The sequence below is a fragment of the Helicobacter sp. 23-1045 genome, assembly GCF_053654655.1.
Map to the genome: position 1 here is coordinate 1 of NZ_JBSIUR010000019.1, position 17,429 is coordinate 17,429.

Consider the following 17,429-nt stretch of genomic DNA (forward strand, 5'->3'; position numbering starts at 1 on the left):
TTAAAGGCGCAATTTTAGCAAAAATTTCTAAAACTTCGTGCTTTTTGGCGAAATGTTTAGATTCTGCGCTAGATTCTGCGGATTTTGTAGAGTGCGCTTTGGGCGAATGCTAAAAAATGCGATTTGCCCCGATTCACATCGCCACCCAAAGCAACAGCGAGTAATTTTTACTGCAATGCGCTATAAATTTTGTTTAAATTGTCTTTTTTGATGCCAAAAAATACAAGAAAAATATCCACTATCCACCATATATATGCTACTAAAATGCCGATAAGTGCCAAAACAAAAGGCAAGAAATACTGCTCTATTATCATATCTACTACATCATCATCGCTCATCATAAATGTGTTTTCTGTCGCGACAGCTGCGACAATAAGCACCACAAAAAGTATCGTGTAGCTTATGATGATTAAGCCAAGTTTGGCAAAGCCTAACTTTAAATCGCCCTTATAAAACCTATCCACGCCCAAAATGCCAAAGAGAATTGACAGCACTATGCCGACAACGGGGCTTTTAAGCACCACTAGCATAAGTTTTTGCAAAGCATTTTCGCCTACTTTTTCAAGTTTCTCTTGCAATGGCACAAGGGATTCGCTAGGGATTTTGCCCTTTATGCTCATCAAAAATACACTTATATTATCCATTTTTTGCCTCCAATATTTCAAAGATTTTTTTAAGATTATCGCGCTTTATGCCCTTCCATACCAAAAACATATCCGCGACAAACCACGCCAACATCGCCACAATAGCAAGTAGCCACAGCACGGCTAATACCGAACTTTCACTATTTGCGACTAACCTATCGCCTAAATTGCTTTCAATGCCGATATAAACGACTACAAAATAGATGATTTTAAAGATACCTAAAATAATATCGCCTTTGTAAATCCTATCAACGCCGGGCAATATCGCCGAAAAGATAAGTCCCAAAATCGCGTTTTTGAGATTTATAAGCAAAAGTCGCTGAATCGCGTCATCACTAGCCTTATCCAAACTCTCTTTAAGCGACAAAAGCGCATTACTTGGCACTTTGTCCTTTAAATTATAAAAAATCATATCATTATTTTTCATATTTTGCCTTTTTGTGTTTAAAGTTGCGTGAATCTAAAATGCCACAAATCCCTATATTTTTCTCAATCATCGCCCATTTTCTCAATCATCGCTAGGACGAATTTCGCGCTTTTTTGGGCGGAGTGCTCCAAAAATTCATCAAAGCTAATATTTGCGCTATCATCGGCACTATCGCTAATTGAGCGAATCACACAAAATGGCACACTTAGCAAAGACGCCACCACAGCGATACTTGCGCCCTCCATTTCCACCGCAGCGGCGTTGAAGCGCTCCATAATCCACCCTTTTTTGCTACTATCGGAGATAAAACTATCGCCACTTGCCACAATACCCTCTTTTAAGTCGATATTTTGCGCTTTTGCAACGCTGTGAGCGATTGCGTTAAGATTCGCGCTTGTCTTTATGTAGATTTTGCTCTCAGGTATAAACCCAAGCGGATGTCCAAATGCGCTAATATCCACATCGTATTGACAAAGCGCGGTTGCCAAAATAATATCGCCCACCTTTAAATCAGCGCGAAGCCCACCAGCCACGCCACTAAAAATAATGCACTCTGCGCCAAAATGCAAAATCATCGTAGCGCAAGTAAGCGCGGCGTGAATCTTGCCTATTTTGCTGTAAGCCACTATAATGGTGTGATTTTTGTGGGTGATTTTGTAAAATGTGTTGCCACCAATTTCTATGCTCTCATAATCCTTGAAATGCTCCAAAAGTGGGGTGATTTCCTCTTTCATCGCGCCGATTATTGCGATAGTTTTCATTGCGATATTTCCTCCAAAACTGCGTTTAGATTTTGCATTGTGCCAATTGTTTGCGTGGGCTTTGTGCTTAAGCGTTTGTTTAGTCCCTTTAACACCGCGCCATAGCCAAATTCGATGAAGCAATCTACTGCGTTTTCAATTTTCTTAATGCTTTGTTTGTAAAGCACGGGCAAGGTTAGCTGTTTTGTCAAAAGATTCACCGCGTTTGCTTTGGTGCTGTAAGATTCAAGCGTGGCATTTGCGATAATCTCACACGAAAACTTATCCTCCAAATACTGCTCTGCTAATGCGTGAAAATCCGCGCTCATCGGCTCTAAAAGCGGACAATGACTAGCCACAGACATAGGGAGCAACAAAACGCGCTTTGCGCCAAGATTTTTCAACTCGCCCTCAGCAATCATCAAATCCACTTTGTAACCCGCCAAAACGCACTGCCCATCGCTATTGAAATTCGCACACCAAATCTTGCCACTCGCATTTTCTTCGCGCTCATCGCAAAACTTTTGCAACGCTTCATCGCTAAGCCCAAGCACGACAGACATTCCCGCATCCTTGCCCTCGCAAACGCTCTGCATTAGCTTCCCGCGTTCATATACCAAACGAAGCGCGTTTTCAAAGCTAAGCGAACCAGCGATGAGATTTGCCGTGATTTCGCCAAGTGAGTGCCCAAGCGCAAATGTGGGCTTTATGTCGCAACTTTGGGCAAAAAGGCGATTTGCGATATAGCTTACCAAAAGTATCGCTGGTTGCGTGAATTGCGTGAGATTCAAATCATCGCTTTGATTAAAAAGCAGATTTTTCATATCGATTTTTAATGTATCACTTGCTTGCTCAAAAAGCTCTTTGGCAAGGGGCGATTCGTCATAAAAGTCCTTGCCCATTCCTAGTGCCTGTGAGCCTTGTCCGGGAAAAATAAAAGCGTATTTCATAGAAAATCCTTTAAATTTAAATTTTTGGATTGCCACGATTTTGCGAATCGCAAAATCTCGCAATGACGGAGATATTTCGCTTCGCTCAATATGACAAAAATATTAAAATAATTTGCGTTAGCAAATTACAATTCGTAGAATTTGCGAACGAAGTGAAGCAACCATCGAAGTAATGGCGGTGTGGCTTCTTGCGTTAGTCGCGCTTGTCAAGCGAAATAGGACTTGTGCGTCCATTGAGCGCAGACAAGTGCGACTAACGCAAGAATTGCATACCCCAGAACAAATTGTATCCACGCAAAATTAAATTTCGCGCTTAATGTCCGCAACCGCAACCTGACTCGGTATGATGCTCTCCCCCACAACACCCCTCTCCACCGCCACAATGATGGTGTGCCGAATTTCGGTGCAATTCTAAAATCTCATCATCATTTGGCACTTTGCTATCCAAAATCTCCACTTCAAAAAGCAGAGTTTTTCCAGCCAAAGGGTGATTATAATCGATAATGACAGAGTTTTCGCCAATTTCAGCGACAACCACTTGCGCCATCTCGCCATCCTCGCTTTGCCCATACAGCGTCATCCCCTGAACTAGCTCAATTCCTGCAAACTGCTCTTTTGGCACTTCTTGCAAAAAATCGCCATTTCTCTCGCCATACGCGTCCTTTGGCGCGACTTCGACTTTGAATTTATCGCCGATTTTTTTATCCATTAGCGCGTTTTCTAACCCGCAAATTACTTGATTTTGCCCGATGATAAATTTAAAATCATCGCTTTTATCAAGCACTTCTGCGCTTTCTTTGTCGCTGACTTCGTATTTGATTGTTACTAAGTGATTATTTTCTATCATTTTTATCCTTTATTTGAGTTTTTTAAGTTGCGTTTTTGCGTCCTTTGCCTCCGTGCTGTTTGCAAAACGCGCAATTAGCGAATTATAAAAGTTTTTCGCATCATCATTTCGCCCAAGCACTCGCAAAGAATTCGCGCAATTTAGCAATAATCGTGGCATATATTTTGCCCTCTCATCAAGTGTCGCACTCTCTTTGTAGTGGTAAATCGCATCATCATATTTATTTTTCTCATAGGCGATATTGCCCAGCATATAGTGAGATTCTGCCTTTTTGTGATTGATTTCAATAAGCCAATTATACCGCGCTATTGCTTCGTTAAATTTTTTGCTGTAAGTTAGTCTGCGCGCTTCTTTAAAAATCTCATCTTTTTTTGCCTTATCTTTGCTAAATGCAATCGATGAAATCTCCCGCTGCTCGCGCTGCTCTGCTTGTTTATCTAACTCAACTTGCTTTATTTCGCCAAGTAGAGTTTTTATCTGCGTGATAGATTCGCTAAGGGCATTTAGACTATCAGTTAGCGTTTGGATATTTTTAGAATTGCTTTCAACTTGCTCTTTTAGCGCAGAGAAGCTCTCTTTTGTGAGATTCGCAGAATCTAGCGCATTTATTTTGTTATTCAAATCATTGAGATTTTTTGCTTGTCCTTCATAAATGCTTTTAATGCCATCAGTTGAGATTTCTAACGCCTTTATTTTGCTCTCAATCTCAAAGATTTTATCAGATTGTAATTCGGTTTTGCCTTTTAGATTCTGCATTTCTTGTTTGGTAGAACCGCTTTGCATTTCAAAGGCAGATGGTTCGCTCCACAGGCAAAGCGGAGCGATAACTAATGCTAAAAATCTCACTAGCAAAATGCTTTATTTATTTTGATAAAACAAAGTCTGCTCGTCTATTTTCTTGCCAGCAAGCGCGAGTTTTCTCAACGCAAAGTGGTTTGCTTTCGCCATAACTCACTAAGTCGATTTTGCCCTCTGCCACGCCATTGCCTACAAGTGCGTCTTTTACAGATGATGCGCGTTTTAGCGCAAGTGCGTAGTTGTATTCATCACTGCCCCACTCATCGGTATTGCCTTCTACGCGGACATTTGCACCGCTATCGACAATCAACTTTGCGTTATTTTTTACGATTTCGATATTTCTACTGCCTTCGATTATGAATCTATCAAATCCAAAATACACCGAATACAGCGAGTTATCGCCACCGCTACCATAAACATTGCCACGACTTGTGATTTCGCCATCGATTGTGCCATTATCACCGCTTGCACTCGCAGAATCGCTACCGCTAGATTGCGTATCCACCTCAACATCGCTCTTATCGCCACACCCTACAATCATCATCGCTCCAACCAAAGAAAAAGTCAGTAATAACTTCTTAATCATCGCCTACTCCTTATTTTTAAATTTTAAAAACGCAAATTCTAACCAAAATATGCTAGCGATGTCAATTATTTTTAAGATTCTGCTACAATTCGCCGCTAATTTTTAAGCTAATTTATCTCAAAGGCACAAAATGATAAGTTCAAAGCGCACGATAAAGTCGCTAACCGCGCTATTTGTGGCGATGGCATTTCTCTTTGCGGGGAATGCGCTAATTGTTAGCTCTGTTGGCGTCATCTTAAAGCAAAGTGGCGCAAGTGCCCTTGCCATCGGCGCGGTGAATGCCTTTTTCTTTTTTGGTGCGCTTATTAGCACTATCTCATCGCATAAAATCATCGCGCACATCGGGCATATTCGCGCATTTGGGATTTTTGGAGCGATGTGTAGTATTTGCATTATTTTGCACTCTTTAAGCGTAAATCTTGCGCTGTGGGCGGGACTTCGCTTTTGCCTTGGATTTGCATATTATGGACTTTTGGTGATTATTGAATCGTGGCTAAACGAAAAAAGCAAGGACGCCGTGCGCTCCCGCGTGATAGGATTTTATGAAATCGTATTTTATGTTTCATTTGGCGCGGGGATTTTGATAATGGGGCTGAATCTCCCCACACACACGCTATTTGTGCTATCGACTTGTCTTATTATGTTTTCATCGCTCCCGCTTAATTTATTACGCATAAACGCCCCGCCAATCCCGCAAAAGACGCCAATTTCATTGCCAAAAGTTTTTAGCGTAGCGCCACTCGCGCTTTTGGGGAGCTTTATCGGCGGTATGCTTATGAATGGATTTTTCTCGATGGGGAGTGTGTTTGCGCTATCACGCGGACTTAGCGTGGGCGAAGTGGCGCACTTTATGTTTTGCGTGATGCTTGGGGGATTTATCGCGCAAAGTTTGATTGGCAGTATCAGCGATAGATTCGGACGGAAAGTGGCAATAATGCTAGTTGCATTTGTCGCGCTAGTGGGAAGTGCGGGATTTTTGCTGAAACTTGGGATTTGGGGAATGTGCGTGTTTGGCGTAATCTTTGGCGCGGGGATTTTGTGCCTTTACTCACTCGCCCTTGCACGGGCAAATGATATGCTAAAAGACAAAAGCAAAAGCGTAGAAGTCAGTCGCACGATGCTATTTTCATACTCGCTTGGCTCGCTAATGTCGCCACTTGTGCTTGGTGCGCTAATGCAAGGCTTTGGCGTGGCGGGATTTGTGTGGTTCTATATCGCAAACTTGGTATTTCTCATAACCTTTGCGGTAAATAAACCGCGATAGGGTTGAGATTCTGCGATTCAAATAAAAAAACGCAGAATCTAGCGTATTTTTTTCTGTCATTGCGAGAAGTCGCACTTTGGGCGACTTCGTGGCAATCCATTGTTTTGTCATTCTGAGCCGTAGGCGAAGAATCTCTTTTTTAAGATTTTTCGCTTCGCTCAATCCGCAGGATTTACTAAAAGAAACTTCGTTTTGCGAGCGTAGCGAAGCAACCAAATGACAAATTAAAGTTTGATTCGCAGAATCTTGCACGAAAAACGCAGAATCTAGCGTATTTTTTTCTGTCATTGCGAGAAGTCGCTCGTTTAAGGGCGACTTCGTGGCAATCCAAATCAAATTGTCATTCTGAGCCGTAGGCGAAGAATCTCAAAAAAATTTTCCCCCTCCCTTGCGGAGGGGGCTAGGGGGTGGGTATTTTGTGAATTAAATTCTACTACTTTTATTTTTTATTTTGTCATTCTGAGCCGTAGGCGAAGAATCTATTTTCAGATTCTGCGCTTTTTGTGTGATTTGCAGAATCTGCGATATTTTCGCCGTTTTTTGGATTTGATTCGCTAGTTTCTTTTCGCAAAAGGGCTGCACCCCGCTCCCGCTCCCCCCGACTTCATTTAAATTGTGTTCCCAAAAAGCAGCCGCTTTTCGCTTTTAGGGGGAGTGCCTCGCTTATCCGCTTCTAGCAAAAAATCGGCACTCGCACTACTGCTCGCTTGCTCCCGATTTTTTACACCACGAAGCGGGCGAGTTTTGGGTGCTTCGCACGGATTATTTTTTTATAGATTGCCACGATTTGCATTCGCAAATCTCGCAATGACGAATCTTGTTTAGATTCTGCGATTCAAATAAAAAAACGCAGAATCTGCAAAATAAAATAATGGATTGCCACGATTCTGCATTCGCAGAATCTCGCAATGACGGATTTTTTGTATTAGATTCTGCGAATTTTATGATTTTTTTGTGAGATTCTGCGAAAGGCAACGAAATCGCAGAATCTAAAATTAAAAACGCCCCGCGCGGAAGTATTTTTAGGCGATTTTGCAGAATCTAGTATGCGTTACAAACAATCGAAGTAATGGCGGTAGTGCTTTGCGTTGTTTTGGCGCGAAATGAGCGAAATAGGACTTGGGGGTTCATTGAGCGAAATTTTGTGCCAAAACAACGCAAATGATTACCCCAGAACAAATTGCTAGCAAAATCTTTTCTTACCCCCTTGCGCCGATAATTTCTTTTACCCTCCGTAAAAACCACTCATAATCATTTTTAAACCCCTCACTTGCATTCCGTAGCGAACTCTCCAAATCCGCCATAAAGTCCTGCGTTGTGCTTTGCATTTTGTCGGTGCGAGAGAGCGCGCTATCGATTTGCCTTTGCAACACTGCTAAAATCTCTACCAATTCCGCACTTGAAGTTTTCAGCATATCGCTATTTTGGCGGACATATTTTGCGATTTCATCATTGAGATTTCGCACACCTTCGGCATTTATCAAATTCAAATCCTTACTTGCATTCACACTTGAAATGCTTATCTGCTCCAAACTCTCCAAATATTTCGCACTCATCGCCACTAGCATTGAGTCCAAATTTTTATAATGACTATCAATCTGCGCGGACATTTGCTCCAAAATATTTTTTTGAGTGGTGGAAATATCCTCAAAGTAAAGTTTTGTCGTGTTTTTTAGGTGCTTTATGCCGTCCTTATTTATCGCGCTAATCATCTCGCTAGTATTTTTGGAAATCGCCTTTGAGTGCAACTCCACATCTTTATTCAACTTCGCGTAACTTTCATTTAGCGATTTATTGTGATTTAGAGCGGATTTTATCAATTCATCCAAAATTTTTATATTCTTTGCGAGTTGCATTTGCACTGCGCCATCCCTTTTGCCTAAATCCGCGATAATTTTTTGATTTGCGCTATCAAACTCCGCAAGGACGCCATTCAATCGCGCACTCAACTGCGCGAAAAATTCGCCCATAATTTTTAGTGCCTCAATCGCCCCGCTTCCTACATTATTTACCGCATTTAACTTCTCATCCAAATTTGCATTTTGCGCTTTGTATCGCTCCATAATCACGCTAACTTCCCTATGCAAGGCGATGATTTTTTCATCCCTCGCCAAAATGCTATTTGTCAGCGCGGAGAATTTTGCCAAATTTTCCGCAGAGTGCTTCAAAATCTCATTTGAGTTAAGCACACTTTGGCGATACTCATCCTGCCAAACCAAAAGATTTTCCACCGCGCTATTAAATCGCTTGAAATTCTCGCTAAAATGCACCTCAATGCTATTTTGATATTTGTTTGCAAGTGCTTCAACGCCACTAATCACATCTGCGCTAAAATTCGCACTCAACCGCTCTAACTCTTTTTTAAGATTGAAATCCATCTCTTTTATCGCAGAATCTAGCGCATTTGTCTGCTCTATAAACTTTTCTTGATTTGTCAAAATCGCAGAATCTATGCTTTTTAGCGCGTTTGTATTTTTCTCAAAATGCTTTTCAAGCGCAGAATCTAGCGCATTTTTAAATTCATTTGCCAAAATTTCATTAGATTCTGCGATTTTTAGATTCGCCTCTTTTAGCGCGGTAATCGCCTCTTTTAAGTCATTATTATCGCTTAAATTCTCCACTCGCTCTTTTTGAAAAACGCGCTGATAAATACCCACAATCGCGCCCAATCCCATCGCCACAATCAAAATACAAAGCGCATTCATCTCCGCAAATGACAGCGCATCGCTTATCTCAATAGCAATCACCACAAGCGCGCCCAAAATGCCAAGCAAAATAATGCTTCCCCTAAAATCCTTGTGCTTTTTATTCACACTAAAAATGTCAATCCCCGCCAAAAGCAGCAGCACCGCAATCCAAACTACACTAATCACCGCGCTATTTTCCTTTCATTTTGAATTTTTTGTCAAACTCTTCGCCTAACCAATCTGGTTTTTGGATTTTACTTTTGCGATTTATGATTTTTAGATAAAGTCGCACACAAAGCAAAATCGCCGCCATCGTCACCACCGCAGAAATAATCATCTCCAAACTATAATTTTCCTTAAACATTTTGCCCCCTTATTTCGCAGAATCTGCGGTAGATTTTGTAGATTCTGCGTCAATTAAAATATACAAATTTTTAAATTCCAAATTTTCTAACATCGCCATAATTTTCACAAATGCCTCAAAATTGCTTTTCTTATCGCCATTTAGCACGAGTGGCGTATCCTTTGGCAGGTGCGAAATGTGAAATCGCAACTGCTCCAAACTCACCTCCCTTTCATCGAAAAAAATTTTATTGTCATTTTTAATGCTGATGATTTTGTCCTCTTTGCTTAAATTCGAGCTACTTTTCGCAGAATCTTTGACTTGCGGGACATCGATTGAGAGGTGATTTTGCTTGATGAAAGTCGCCGTTGTTAGCACAATCACGAGCAAAACAAGCACAATGTCGATAAATGGAATGAGATTTAGGGAGTCGATTTTTTTCATTTTTGCTCCATTTGTGGCGCAGAATCTTGTGTGTTTTTCGCAGATTCTGCGATTTTCATTTGATTCGCAGAATCTAGCGCACCTTTTTTTGTCATTGTGAGATTTTGCGAAGCAAAATCGTGGCAATCCATTTTATCAAATTCTGCATTTTTCGCAAAATCTCGCGTGCTGTTCGCAGAATCTGCGATTTGTCCCCCCTCCCTTGCGGAGTTTGAATCCAAAAATCCCCCCTCCCTTGCGGAGGGGGCTAGGGGGTGGGTATTTTTCGCATTAGATTCTGCGATTCTCATTTGATTCGCAGAATCTCGCGCGCCTTTTTTTGTCATTGCGAGATTTGCCAAATCGTGGCAATCCATTTTATTAAATTCTGCATTTTCCGCAGAATCTTGTGTGCTGTTTTCCGCAGAATCTGCCCACGCATTGTCATTCTGAGCGAGTGAAACGAGCGAAGAATCTCTTTTATTTGAACTATTTTGAGATTTTTCGCTTCGCTCAAAATGACAAATATTTTTAGTTTCATCAAAAGTCGCAAATTCTGCATTTTTCGCAGAATCTCGCATTTCCGCTTCCAAATCCCATTTCGCTAGTAAAACTTCACATTTTCGCAATAATAAATTATACCCCACAATCGCAGGTATCGCCACAATTAACCCAAGCGCAGTTGCTTTTAGCGCAAGTGCAAGTCCGCTCATAATCGCACCCGTGCTAATTGCGCTATCACTTTGTGAAATCTCCAAAAATGTCAGCATTATCCCGCCAATCGTCCCAAGAAGTCCAATGTATGGCGCGTTTGTGCCGATTGTGGCGAGCAGTGTGAGGTTGCGAGTGAGTTCAATTTCTAGCATTTTTTTATCCACAAATGCCAAAATATCAATTTTTTTATACACAAAAATGCGCTCCAAAATCAATGCAAAAACAATCACGCTTAAAAATATCAAAATCCCCAAAACGCCGTATTCAACGAAGTCTTTTAGCATTTTGCACCTTTTATCGCAACGCACTCAATCTCAACTTTTGCCCCCTTTGGCAGTTCTTTCACGGCAATTGTGCTTCTAGCGGGTTTATGTGCGCCAAAATAGGACATATAAACCTCATTTACTGCCGCAAAATCATCGATATTTGTTAGAAAAATAGTCGTTTTAATCACGCTTTGCAAGTTAGATTCTGCGCTTGTCAAAATCGCCTTTAAATTCTCCAAAACCTGCGCAGTTTGCGCCCTTACATCGCCATCTACAAACTCGCCATTTGGCGTTAGCGCGATTTGCCCAGAGGTGAAAATCAACTCGCCAAAAATCTTACCCTGTGAATATGCTCCAATCGCCTGTGGCGCGGAAGTAGTCGAAATCGTCTGCATTTTTTGTCCTTCAAATTTTAAAATATGATAGAATTCTAACAAAATTTTTATTAGGATTGGCGAAGTGAGAAAATTTGCGCTGTTTGTGCTTTTTGCGGGGATTTTAAGTGCTGATAATTTTTTAGCGCGAAACGAAGCAATAATCATCGATGGCAGGACAAATGAGATAAAATTCGCCCTGCAAATCACCAAAGATGGGAAAATCAAAAAGCGATTTTTAAGCGAAAATGAAAAAATCGCAATCTATAAAAAAATGCCAAATTTAGCGAATTCAGCGCAAAACGCAGAATCTGCGGATTCTGCGGTGGATTCTGCGGAAAATTCTATGCGAGATTCTGCGGATTCTGCGCGCAATGAGTTAGATTCTGCGAAAATCAAGCAATGGGATAAAAGCAAGATAATTTATGAGCAGCGCGTGTATAAAATCGATATTTTGCGGTAGATTCTGCGATAAATGCGAGATTCTGCGATTTTTGCGAAAAATGCGAAAAAGCGAGATTCTGCGCCAAGTGCGAGATTCTGCGGATTAAACAAAAAAGGGAGATAAGATGAAATTTTTAGCGATTTTTATAATTTTGACAAATCTTTTTGGCAGTTATGAACTCATAGAAAAGGCGAAGGACGCGGGATTAGAAGCGATGGACTTAAAGCAAAGCACCGCACCAAAATCGCAAATTGAGTTAGGCAAAAAACTCTATTTTGACCCGCGCATCGCAAACTCAAATGCGATTTCGTGTAATGTTTGCCACAATCTCGCGCTTGGCGGGAGCAACGCACTCCCCAAAACCCCGCCTTTTAACGCAAATGTGCCTACGATTTTCAACGCAGAATCTAACAAAATTTTTTTAAAAAATCACCTGCAAGCACACATTACAGGCGATTTGAAGCAGAGCAACGCCACCATCGTGCCTAAAATAAGTGCTTTTTCGCAGTATATAATCGATTTTAAAAAGGCGTATGGGAATAATATGGATATTGATATGGATTTGATTGCGACTTCAATTGACGCATTTGTGGCGACTTTAAAAACGCAAAGTCGCTTTGATGACTTCCTGCGGGGAAATATCAAGGCACTAAACCGCGCGGAGTTAGATGGACTCGCGATTTTCATAGATAAGGGTTGCGTAAAGTGCCATAGCGGCGTGAATTTAGGCGGTGGGGAGATTGCATTTGATGAAATTAGCGCGTATAAATTTGCGAATAATTTCAAAAAAGGCGAGGCGGTAAAAGTGCCTATCTTGCGGAATATCACGCAGAGTGCGCCGTATTTAAAAAGCGGGACGGCGACTTCTTTGAAGGACGCAATAGAGATGATGGCAAAGCAGGGCGAAACTCTCACGCCAAAGGAAATCGAAAGGATAAAAGCATTTTTTGACACGCTAAATGGGAGAAAACCAAGCATTACTTATCCGCAACTACCGATGGAGTGAGATTTGGGAGAGATTGCGAGTATTTCGTCATTGCGAGAGAATCATAGATTCGCCGAAGCAATCCAAAAAAAAATAAAAAAAATAAAATCCCGTCATTGCGAGACTTGCGAATGCAAGTCGTAGCAATCCAAATTTTTTTGTCATTCTGAGCGAAGCACGAAGTGCGAAGCGAAGAATCTCAAAAATCCCGTCATTGCGAGATTTGACGAAGTCAAATCGTGGCAATCCACAAAAATATTATTAGATTCTGCGAATTTGCGATAGATTCTGCGTTTTGTGTGAGAATTGCAGAATCTCGCGTATAAATCCATCATTGCGAGATTTTGCAAATCGCAGAATCTAAAAAACAACTTCCCTTGCGCGTGGCAATTCTATTCTTTTCCCCCTCCCTTGCGGAGGGGGTTAGGGGGTGGGTAAAACTCAACCTTTCGTCATTGCGAAAAGTCGCTCGTTGTGCGACTTCGTGGCAATCCACAATTTAAATTCTACGAATTTTGCAGATTCTGCAACTCACCCCATTTCCGTCATTGCGAGACTTGCGAATGCAAGTCGTGGCAATCCATAATTTAAATTCTGCGATTTTTGCCATAGATTCTGCAAATTTCGCAGATTCTACGAATTACTTCATTTCGTCATTGCGAGAAGTCGCGCGTTGTGCGACTTCGTGGCAATCTATTTTTTATTTTGGCAGATTCTGCGTTTTTAGGGCAGATTCTGCGATTTTTCGTGCAAATTGCAGAATCTGTGAATTTTTTCGTGCGAGATTCTGCGAAATCACAGAATCTGCGAGATTTTCGCCGTTTTTTAAATCAAATTCGCTCGATTTTTCCCGCAAAAAGGGCTGCACCCCCCGCCCCGCTCCCCCTACGCGCCAAAAAGCAGCCGCTTTTTCGCTTTTAGGGGGAGTGCCTCGCTTTTCCGCTTCTAGCAAAAAATCGGCGGTTGCACTACTGCAACCTTGCTCCCGATTTTTTGCACCACGAAGCGGGCGAGTTTTGGGTGCTTCGCACGATTGATTTTTATTAGATTCTGCATTCGCAGAATCTTGGATTGCCACGATTTTGCTTCGCTCCCTCGCAATAATGAAAACAAAATGCAGAATCTAACTAAATTTTGCAGAATCTGTGAATTTTTTCGTGCGAGATTCTGCGAATTAAATAAAAAATCACAAAATCTTGGATTGCCACGAAAATGCTTTGCATTTTCTCGCAATGACGGAAAAATAAGGCAGATTCTGCGATTTGTGCGAAAACGCAGAATCTATATTAAATTTGCAGAATCTAATAGAATTTACCCACCCCCTTAATCCCCCTCCGCAAGGGAGGGGGAACGAAAAGCAAAATCTCGCAATGACGGCAAACTTCGTGTGAATTAAATGCACCAAAAACACAAAATTACCCCACCCAAAAAAAGCGATTTTATATCTCTTTTAGCGTTTTCCCCACTTCATCCATTTTCACCTCCAAATTCAGCGCGAAATCGCGGTATTTGCGGAAGTTTTTCAAAATCGAAATGCACTCTTTGCACTCCGCCATATCCATCTTATAAAACGCATTTTGCGCCCTAAAATAGACAGATTCTGCGTTATTTTCCATCTCCCCATCAAAAATACCGACAAAACGATAATTTTTTTTCAGCTTAAAATACTCGCCATAATCGCCGTTTTCAATCGCCTCCAACGCCAAATCCACCTTTTGCGGATAGAGCAGAATCTCTTGGATTATTGCGACTTTTGAGGCGATTTTTTTATAGGGCATCATAATGGCGTTTGCGTCGTCTTTTTTGCCTTTTTTGGCGAGTTCCTTTGCGAGTAAAATAATCTTTACAAACCTCGCCTCAAAGTCCTTGTAGCTTTGCAATTCGCGGATTAGCGGATTATTTTGCGCCATTGGGATTGCGCGGATTTCTAACTTTTGTGCCATTAGATTTTCAAACTTTGGAATTTCTTTTATTTGCTTTGCACAACTCGCAATCACTTCGCCCTTAATCTCCGCGTAGCGCGAGATTATCTGCTCTGCAAGCGGGATATTTCCACCACACGCTAAAATCCTCGCCTCCATCATATCCGCTTCAAACTTCGCTTCCAACGCCAAGTAAAACTGCTCATTTTGCAAAAATTTATAAATATTTGCAAATTTATATGCCTCAACCAAGTCATTTTCGGCGATTAGATTTTGACAATGTGTCTTAAAATCATCAAATCTATATCCAAAAACGCTATTTTTTGATGACAAAACTATGCTATTTTCAAATAGCGCAAACGCCGCAATCGGCGCGGTGCTAAAACTTTCCATAATGATTTTCGCGCTATAAAAGTCACACAGCGAAAGTGCGCCATTTGCCCCAAGCACGAAAATATAAGAATTATAAAAGCAGATTTCCACCACCTGCGAATAAACCGCCTGAAACTTCCGTAACAAAGTCCTTGTGTAGGTGTCAATCACATAAATATTCCCGCCATTATCGCCAAGCAACAAAATCGCAGAATCTGCGCTAAATTTCACGCATTTTATAATGCTGTTTGGATTGATATTTAGCGGAGTTGTGGCGTTTTTATTGCTATCAAAAAGCAAAATGCTTCTATCATAACCGATTGAAATTATAAACCGCTCATCCTCGCTTTCTTGCGCCAATAGCACGAAATCTTTATGTCGCATAAGCACTTTTAGCAGTTTGCCATTTAAGTCATATTTACTCAAAACGCCGTTTTTCCCGCCGATAAGCACGGATTTTTTGGCGATACTCACGCACTCAATCTTTGAATCAGCACTTTGAATAGTCTGCAACGCGCGACTTTGCAAGGCATCCATTATGCAAATGCTCCCCTCATCGCCGTTAATAAAGGCAAACGATGTCCCGCAAATGGCGACTTTATTTCGCATAAAAGAGGACTTTGGCAAGGTGAGCGGGATTTTTTTGCTTTGGTTGTGATTTATGATATTCCCCACCCAAAACATTTGCTCTTTGAAGTCGCAGGCAAAAATCGCATTTGAGGCAAAATGCAAAATATCCGCACAAAACTCATTTTCCACGCGAAAATACGGCTCTATCATCGCTTCCTCCAATTTAGATTCTGCGATTATAGCAAAAATGCGAGAATTTGGGGGAAATTTATATGGAATGTGAAATGTGCTTTTATATTGTCATTGCGAGCGAGCAAAGCGAAGCAATCATCTATTTTTAGATTCTGCGAATTTTGTGATTTTTTTTGTAAGATTCTGCGAAAGGCAACGAAATCGCAGAATCTCGCACGAAAATCGCAGAATCTGCATTTAAAAACAATTCTAGTATTTGCGGTGGAAGTTTTGTATTTTTAAAATTTTTTGGGTGTGAGACTAGACTAGCGGTCTGCGAACGCCCAAAAAATTTTAAAAGTGCGAAAGGTGCACCCAAAGACGAATTGCCATTTTAATGTAGCGATTTTCCTACTGCCTCATCGATATTTTTAAATCCATCCTCTTCTAATCTCGTCAAAATGCCTTTATTTATTTCGCTAACCAGCGCAGGTCCCTCAAAAATCATAGCACTATAAATCTGCACCAAATTTGCGCCAAGTTTGATTCGCTCATACGCCTCATCGCCGTCATTTATCCCGCCTACCGATATTAGCGCGGTTTTGCCAAAGAAATTTTCACTTAAAATGCTAAAAATTTCGCGCGATTTTTTCTTTAACGCCTCTCCGCTAATGCCTCCAAAATCTTTTCCTCCCTTTAAAAGTGCGTAGTCAATAGTCGTATTTGTCGCAATAATCCCCGCCGCGCCGTTTGCAATCGCGCATTCACACACGCGGAGCATTGAATCGATTTGCATATCGGGCGAGATTTTTAAGAAAATAGGCTTGTTGCTTTGCTTTGTCAGCTCACTAAATAGCGATTTGACGAACTCTTCGTTTTGCAAATCGCGCAAATTTGGCGTGTTTGGCGATGATAGATTCACCGCAAAATAATCGCCCACGCTTTTAAAATTCGACACTAATTTTTTGTAGTCAAATAGGGCTTTTTCGGGCTCTGTGATTTTGTTTTTGCCTATGTTTATGCCTAGTGGCACGGCGAATGGATAGATTCGGCTAATGCGCCGCAAAATCGCACTTGCGCCGTCATTGTTAAATCCCATCGCGTTTTGAATGCTATTTTCCGCTGCAAATCGAAAAAGGCGCGGTTTTGGATTGCCATCTTGGGGCTTTGGCGTAATCGTGCCTAGCTCAATATGCCCAAATCCAAGCGACAACAGCCCCTTTGTCATCGTAGCATTTTTATCAAAACCCGCCGCCAAGCCCACAGGATTGTAAAAATCCATTCCGCAAATGCTAGTTTTTAAGCGCGAATCCGCCACACAAAAGCGCAGTGCCAATTTTTCTAGCACAAATGGCGTAGCTTGTGCCAAAATCAGCAGATTTTCTGTGATTTTGTGCGCGTTTTCTGGGTCTAATTTAAAGATATATTTGCGTAGTTTTTTATACATTTTTGCCCCTTATTTGCCCCTTTTAAAGTTGCGAAATCGCGCTAGATTCGCGCAAATCTAATACACCAAAAATTCTTTTTTGATTTTATTTAGCTCGTTAATTTTTTCTTTGAGTTTTTGCACTTCATTATCGATTTGCTCTAACTTCCACATCTCTAAATGTGGCGGATAGTCCGCACTTCCACGCTTTATCATCACGAAATCCAAAAAGCTAATTTTGTGCATCCCAAGCAAAATCTGAATTTCCTCCATCGCCTCTTCGATATCCTTAATCGCCGTATTTACCTTATCAAACATACTTTTTGCTCCCAAACTTCGCAGAATCTAAAAAGCAAAATGCTATCATAAATTTTATAAAAAATCGCGAACATTCGCACAAATCGCAGAATCTAGTGCAGAATCTTAATAATGACGGAGATTTTTCGCTTCGCTAAAAATGACAAAAAGTAGCGCA

At 41.2% G+C, this 17,429-nt stretch carries 27 protein-coding genes and 1 pseudogene; 6 read left to right on the forward strand and 22 right to left on the reverse strand.

Annotated features, from left to right (window positions below; translation table 11 throughout):
- Window positions 1–167: 167 nt before the first annotated feature.
- The 4 genes from ACWIUE_RS11330 to fabD form a co-directional block, all read right to left on the reverse strand.
- The gene (locus tag ACWIUE_RS11330; protein WP_454136888.1) at window positions 168–644 is read right to left on the reverse strand and encodes a TM2 domain-containing protein; all 477 of its coding nucleotides are present in this window, start codon (window positions 642–644) and stop codon (window positions 168–170) included.
- Window positions 637–1,071: a TM2 domain-containing protein gene (locus tag ACWIUE_RS11335; protein ID WP_454136889.1), complete on the reverse strand. Its 435-nt coding sequence runs from the start codon at window positions 1,069–1,071 to the stop codon at window positions 637–639. Before ACWIUE_RS11335 ends, ACWIUE_RS11330 begins: the two co-directional genes overlap by 8 nt.
- Window positions 1,072–1,133: 62 nt before the next feature.
- Window positions 1,134–1,832: a 5'-methylthioadenosine/adenosylhomocysteine nucleosidase gene (locus ACWIUE_RS11340; RefSeq protein WP_454136890.1), complete on the reverse strand. Its 699-nt coding sequence runs from the start codon at window positions 1,830–1,832 to the stop codon at window positions 1,134–1,136.
- On the reverse strand, window positions 1,829–2,761 hold the full coding sequence (gene fabD, locus ACWIUE_RS11345) for an ACP S-malonyltransferase (protein WP_454136891.1): 933 nt from the start codon (window positions 2,759–2,761) through the stop codon (window positions 1,829–1,831). Before fabD ends, ACWIUE_RS11340 begins: the two co-directional genes overlap by 4 nt.
- Window positions 2,762–2,790: 29 nt before the next feature.
- Here fabD and ACWIUE_RS11350 point away from each other — a divergent pair, with 29 nt between their 5' ends.
- On the forward strand, window positions 2,791–2,934 hold the full coding sequence (locus tag ACWIUE_RS11350) for a hypothetical protein (protein ID WP_454136892.1): 144 nt from the start codon (window positions 2,791–2,793) through the stop codon (window positions 2,932–2,934).
- A 140-nt stretch (window positions 2,935–3,074) separates the two neighbouring features.
- Here ACWIUE_RS11350 and ACWIUE_RS11355 read toward each other — a convergent pair whose 3' ends face one another.
- Genes ACWIUE_RS11355 through ACWIUE_RS11365 form a run of 3 tightly spaced genes read right to left on the reverse strand, consistent with a single transcriptional unit; the run spans window position 3,075 to window position 4,992 of the window.
- A complete protein-coding gene (locus ACWIUE_RS11355) occupies window positions 3,075–3,608 on the reverse strand; it encodes an FKBP-type peptidyl-prolyl cis-trans isomerase (RefSeq protein WP_454136893.1) in 534 nt (177 codons plus the stop codon).
- 9 nt (window positions 3,609–3,617) lie between these two features.
- On the reverse strand, window positions 3,618–4,454 hold the full coding sequence (locus ACWIUE_RS11360) for a tetratricopeptide repeat protein (RefSeq protein WP_454136894.1): 837 nt from the start codon (window positions 4,452–4,454) through the stop codon (window positions 3,618–3,620).
- Window positions 4,455–4,470: 16 nt separating this feature from the next.
- Complete coding sequence (locus tag ACWIUE_RS11365) at window positions 4,471–4,992, reverse strand: OmpA family protein (RefSeq protein ID WP_454136895.1); 522 nt, start codon at window positions 4,990–4,992, stop codon at window positions 4,471–4,473.
- A 133-nt stretch (window positions 4,993–5,125) separates the two neighbouring features.
- Between ACWIUE_RS11365 and ACWIUE_RS11370 the strand changes: the two genes are divergently transcribed.
- Complete coding sequence (locus ACWIUE_RS11370; RefSeq protein WP_454136919.1) at window positions 5,126–6,256, forward strand: MFS transporter; 1,131 nt, start codon at window positions 5,126–5,128, stop codon at window positions 6,254–6,256.
- Here the strand turns inward: ACWIUE_RS11370 and ACWIUE_RS11375 are convergent.
- From ACWIUE_RS11375 to ACWIUE_RS11405, 7 genes and pseudogenes are all read right to left on the reverse strand, one after another.
- Window positions 6,164–6,592 carry a hypothetical protein gene (locus ACWIUE_RS11375; protein ID WP_454136896.1) on the reverse strand — a complete coding sequence of 143 codons (429 nt, stop codon included), beginning with the start codon at window positions 6,590–6,592 and terminating at the stop codon, window positions 6,164–6,166. The genes ACWIUE_RS11370 and ACWIUE_RS11375 overlap by 93 nt on opposite strands.
- 426 nt (window positions 6,593–7,018) lie before the next feature.
- Entirely contained in the window at window positions 7,019–7,231 is a 213-nt protein-coding gene (locus ACWIUE_RS11380) for a hypothetical protein (RefSeq protein WP_454136897.1), read from the reverse strand.
- Between the two features lie 224 nt (window positions 7,232–7,455).
- Window positions 7,456–9,129, reverse strand: coding sequence for a hypothetical protein (locus ACWIUE_RS11385; RefSeq protein WP_454136899.1), 1,674 nt, complete (start codon window positions 9,127–9,129; stop codon window positions 7,456–7,458).
- 4 nt (window positions 9,130–9,133) lie between these two features.
- Entirely contained in the window at window positions 9,134–9,307 is a 174-nt protein-coding gene (locus ACWIUE_RS11390) for a hypothetical protein (RefSeq protein ID WP_454136900.1), read from the reverse strand.
- Window positions 9,308–9,316: 9 nt separating this feature from the next.
- Entirely contained in the window at window positions 9,317–9,730 is a 414-nt protein-coding gene (locus ACWIUE_RS11395) for a biopolymer transporter ExbD (protein ID WP_454136901.1), read from the reverse strand.
- Window positions 9,731–10,299: 569 nt separating this feature from the next.
- Window positions 10,300–10,707, reverse strand: a pseudogene (gene exbB / locus ACWIUE_RS11400) (TonB-system energizer ExbB); the annotation flags it as partial.
- On the reverse strand, window positions 10,701–11,084 hold the full coding sequence (locus ACWIUE_RS11405; protein ID WP_454136902.1) for a RidA family protein: 384 nt from the start codon (window positions 11,082–11,084) through the stop codon (window positions 10,701–10,703). The pseudogene exbB and the gene ACWIUE_RS11405, both read right to left, overlap by 7 nt.
- A gap of 64 nt (window positions 11,085–11,148) precedes the next feature.
- On the opposite strand from ACWIUE_RS11405, the gene ACWIUE_RS11410 reads away from it, so the two are divergent.
- Genes ACWIUE_RS11410 through ACWIUE_RS11420 form a run of 3 tightly spaced genes read left to right on the forward strand, consistent with a single transcriptional unit; the run spans window position 11,149 to window position 12,514 of the window.
- The gene (locus ACWIUE_RS11410; RefSeq protein WP_454136903.1) at window positions 11,149–11,526 is read left to right on the forward strand and encodes a hypothetical protein; all 378 of its coding nucleotides are present in this window, start codon (window positions 11,149–11,151) and stop codon (window positions 11,524–11,526) included.
- Window positions 11,489–11,614: a hypothetical protein gene (locus ACWIUE_RS11415; protein WP_454136905.1), complete on the forward strand. Its 126-nt coding sequence runs from the start codon at window positions 11,489–11,491 to the stop codon at window positions 11,612–11,614. The genes ACWIUE_RS11410 and ACWIUE_RS11415 overlap by 38 nt, the downstream gene beginning before the upstream one ends.
- Window positions 11,615–11,632: 18 nt before the next feature.
- A complete protein-coding gene (locus ACWIUE_RS11420) occupies window positions 11,633–12,514 on the forward strand; it encodes a cytochrome-c peroxidase (RefSeq protein ID WP_454136906.1) in 882 nt (293 codons plus the stop codon).
- A gap of 140 nt (window positions 12,515–12,654) precedes the next feature.
- Here the strand turns inward: ACWIUE_RS11420 and ACWIUE_RS11425 are convergent, their stop codons facing one another.
- The 8 genes from ACWIUE_RS11425 to ACWIUE_RS11460 form a co-directional block, all read right to left on the reverse strand.
- The gene (locus tag ACWIUE_RS11425) at window positions 12,655–12,828 is read right to left on the reverse strand and encodes a hypothetical protein (protein ID WP_454136907.1); all 174 of its coding nucleotides are present in this window, start codon (window positions 12,826–12,828) and stop codon (window positions 12,655–12,657) included.
- Entirely contained in the window at window positions 12,825–12,989 is a 165-nt protein-coding gene (locus ACWIUE_RS11430; RefSeq protein WP_454136908.1) for a hypothetical protein, read from the reverse strand. The genes ACWIUE_RS11425 and ACWIUE_RS11430 overlap by 4 nt, the downstream gene beginning before the upstream one ends.
- Window positions 12,990–13,193: 204 nt before the next feature.
- Complete coding sequence (locus ACWIUE_RS11435) at window positions 13,194–13,571, reverse strand: hypothetical protein (protein ID WP_454136909.1); 378 nt, start codon at window positions 13,569–13,571, stop codon at window positions 13,194–13,196.
- A gap of 108 nt (window positions 13,572–13,679) precedes the next feature.
- A complete protein-coding gene (locus ACWIUE_RS11440) occupies window positions 13,680–13,904 on the reverse strand; it encodes a hypothetical protein (RefSeq protein ID WP_454136911.1) in 225 nt (74 codons plus the stop codon).
- Between the two features lie 28 nt (window positions 13,905–13,932).
- The gene (locus tag ACWIUE_RS11445; RefSeq protein ID WP_454136913.1) at window positions 13,933–15,567 is read right to left on the reverse strand and encodes a WD40 repeat domain-containing protein; all 1,635 of its coding nucleotides are present in this window, start codon (window positions 15,565–15,567) and stop codon (window positions 13,933–13,935) included.
- Window positions 15,568–15,694: 127 nt separating this feature from the next.
- A complete protein-coding gene (locus tag ACWIUE_RS11450; protein ID WP_454136914.1) occupies window positions 15,695–15,907 on the reverse strand; it encodes a hypothetical protein in 213 nt (70 codons plus the stop codon).
- Between the two features lie 15 nt (window positions 15,908–15,922).
- The gene (locus ACWIUE_RS11455; RefSeq protein WP_454136915.1) at window positions 15,923–16,975 is read right to left on the reverse strand and encodes a quinone-dependent dihydroorotate dehydrogenase; all 1,053 of its coding nucleotides are present in this window, start codon (window positions 16,973–16,975) and stop codon (window positions 15,923–15,925) included.
- A 57-nt stretch (window positions 16,976–17,032) separates the two neighbouring features.
- Complete coding sequence (locus ACWIUE_RS11460; protein ID WP_454136916.1) at window positions 17,033–17,272, reverse strand: DUF2443 family protein; 240 nt, start codon at window positions 17,270–17,272, stop codon at window positions 17,033–17,035.
- Window positions 17,273–17,277: 5 nt separating this feature from the next.
- On the opposite strand from ACWIUE_RS11460, the gene ACWIUE_RS11465 reads away from it, so the two are divergent.
- Entirely contained in the window at window positions 17,278–17,409 is a 132-nt protein-coding gene (locus tag ACWIUE_RS11465) for a hypothetical protein (protein ID WP_454136918.1), read from the forward strand.
- The last annotated feature ends 20 nt before the right edge of the window (window positions 17,410–17,429 follow it).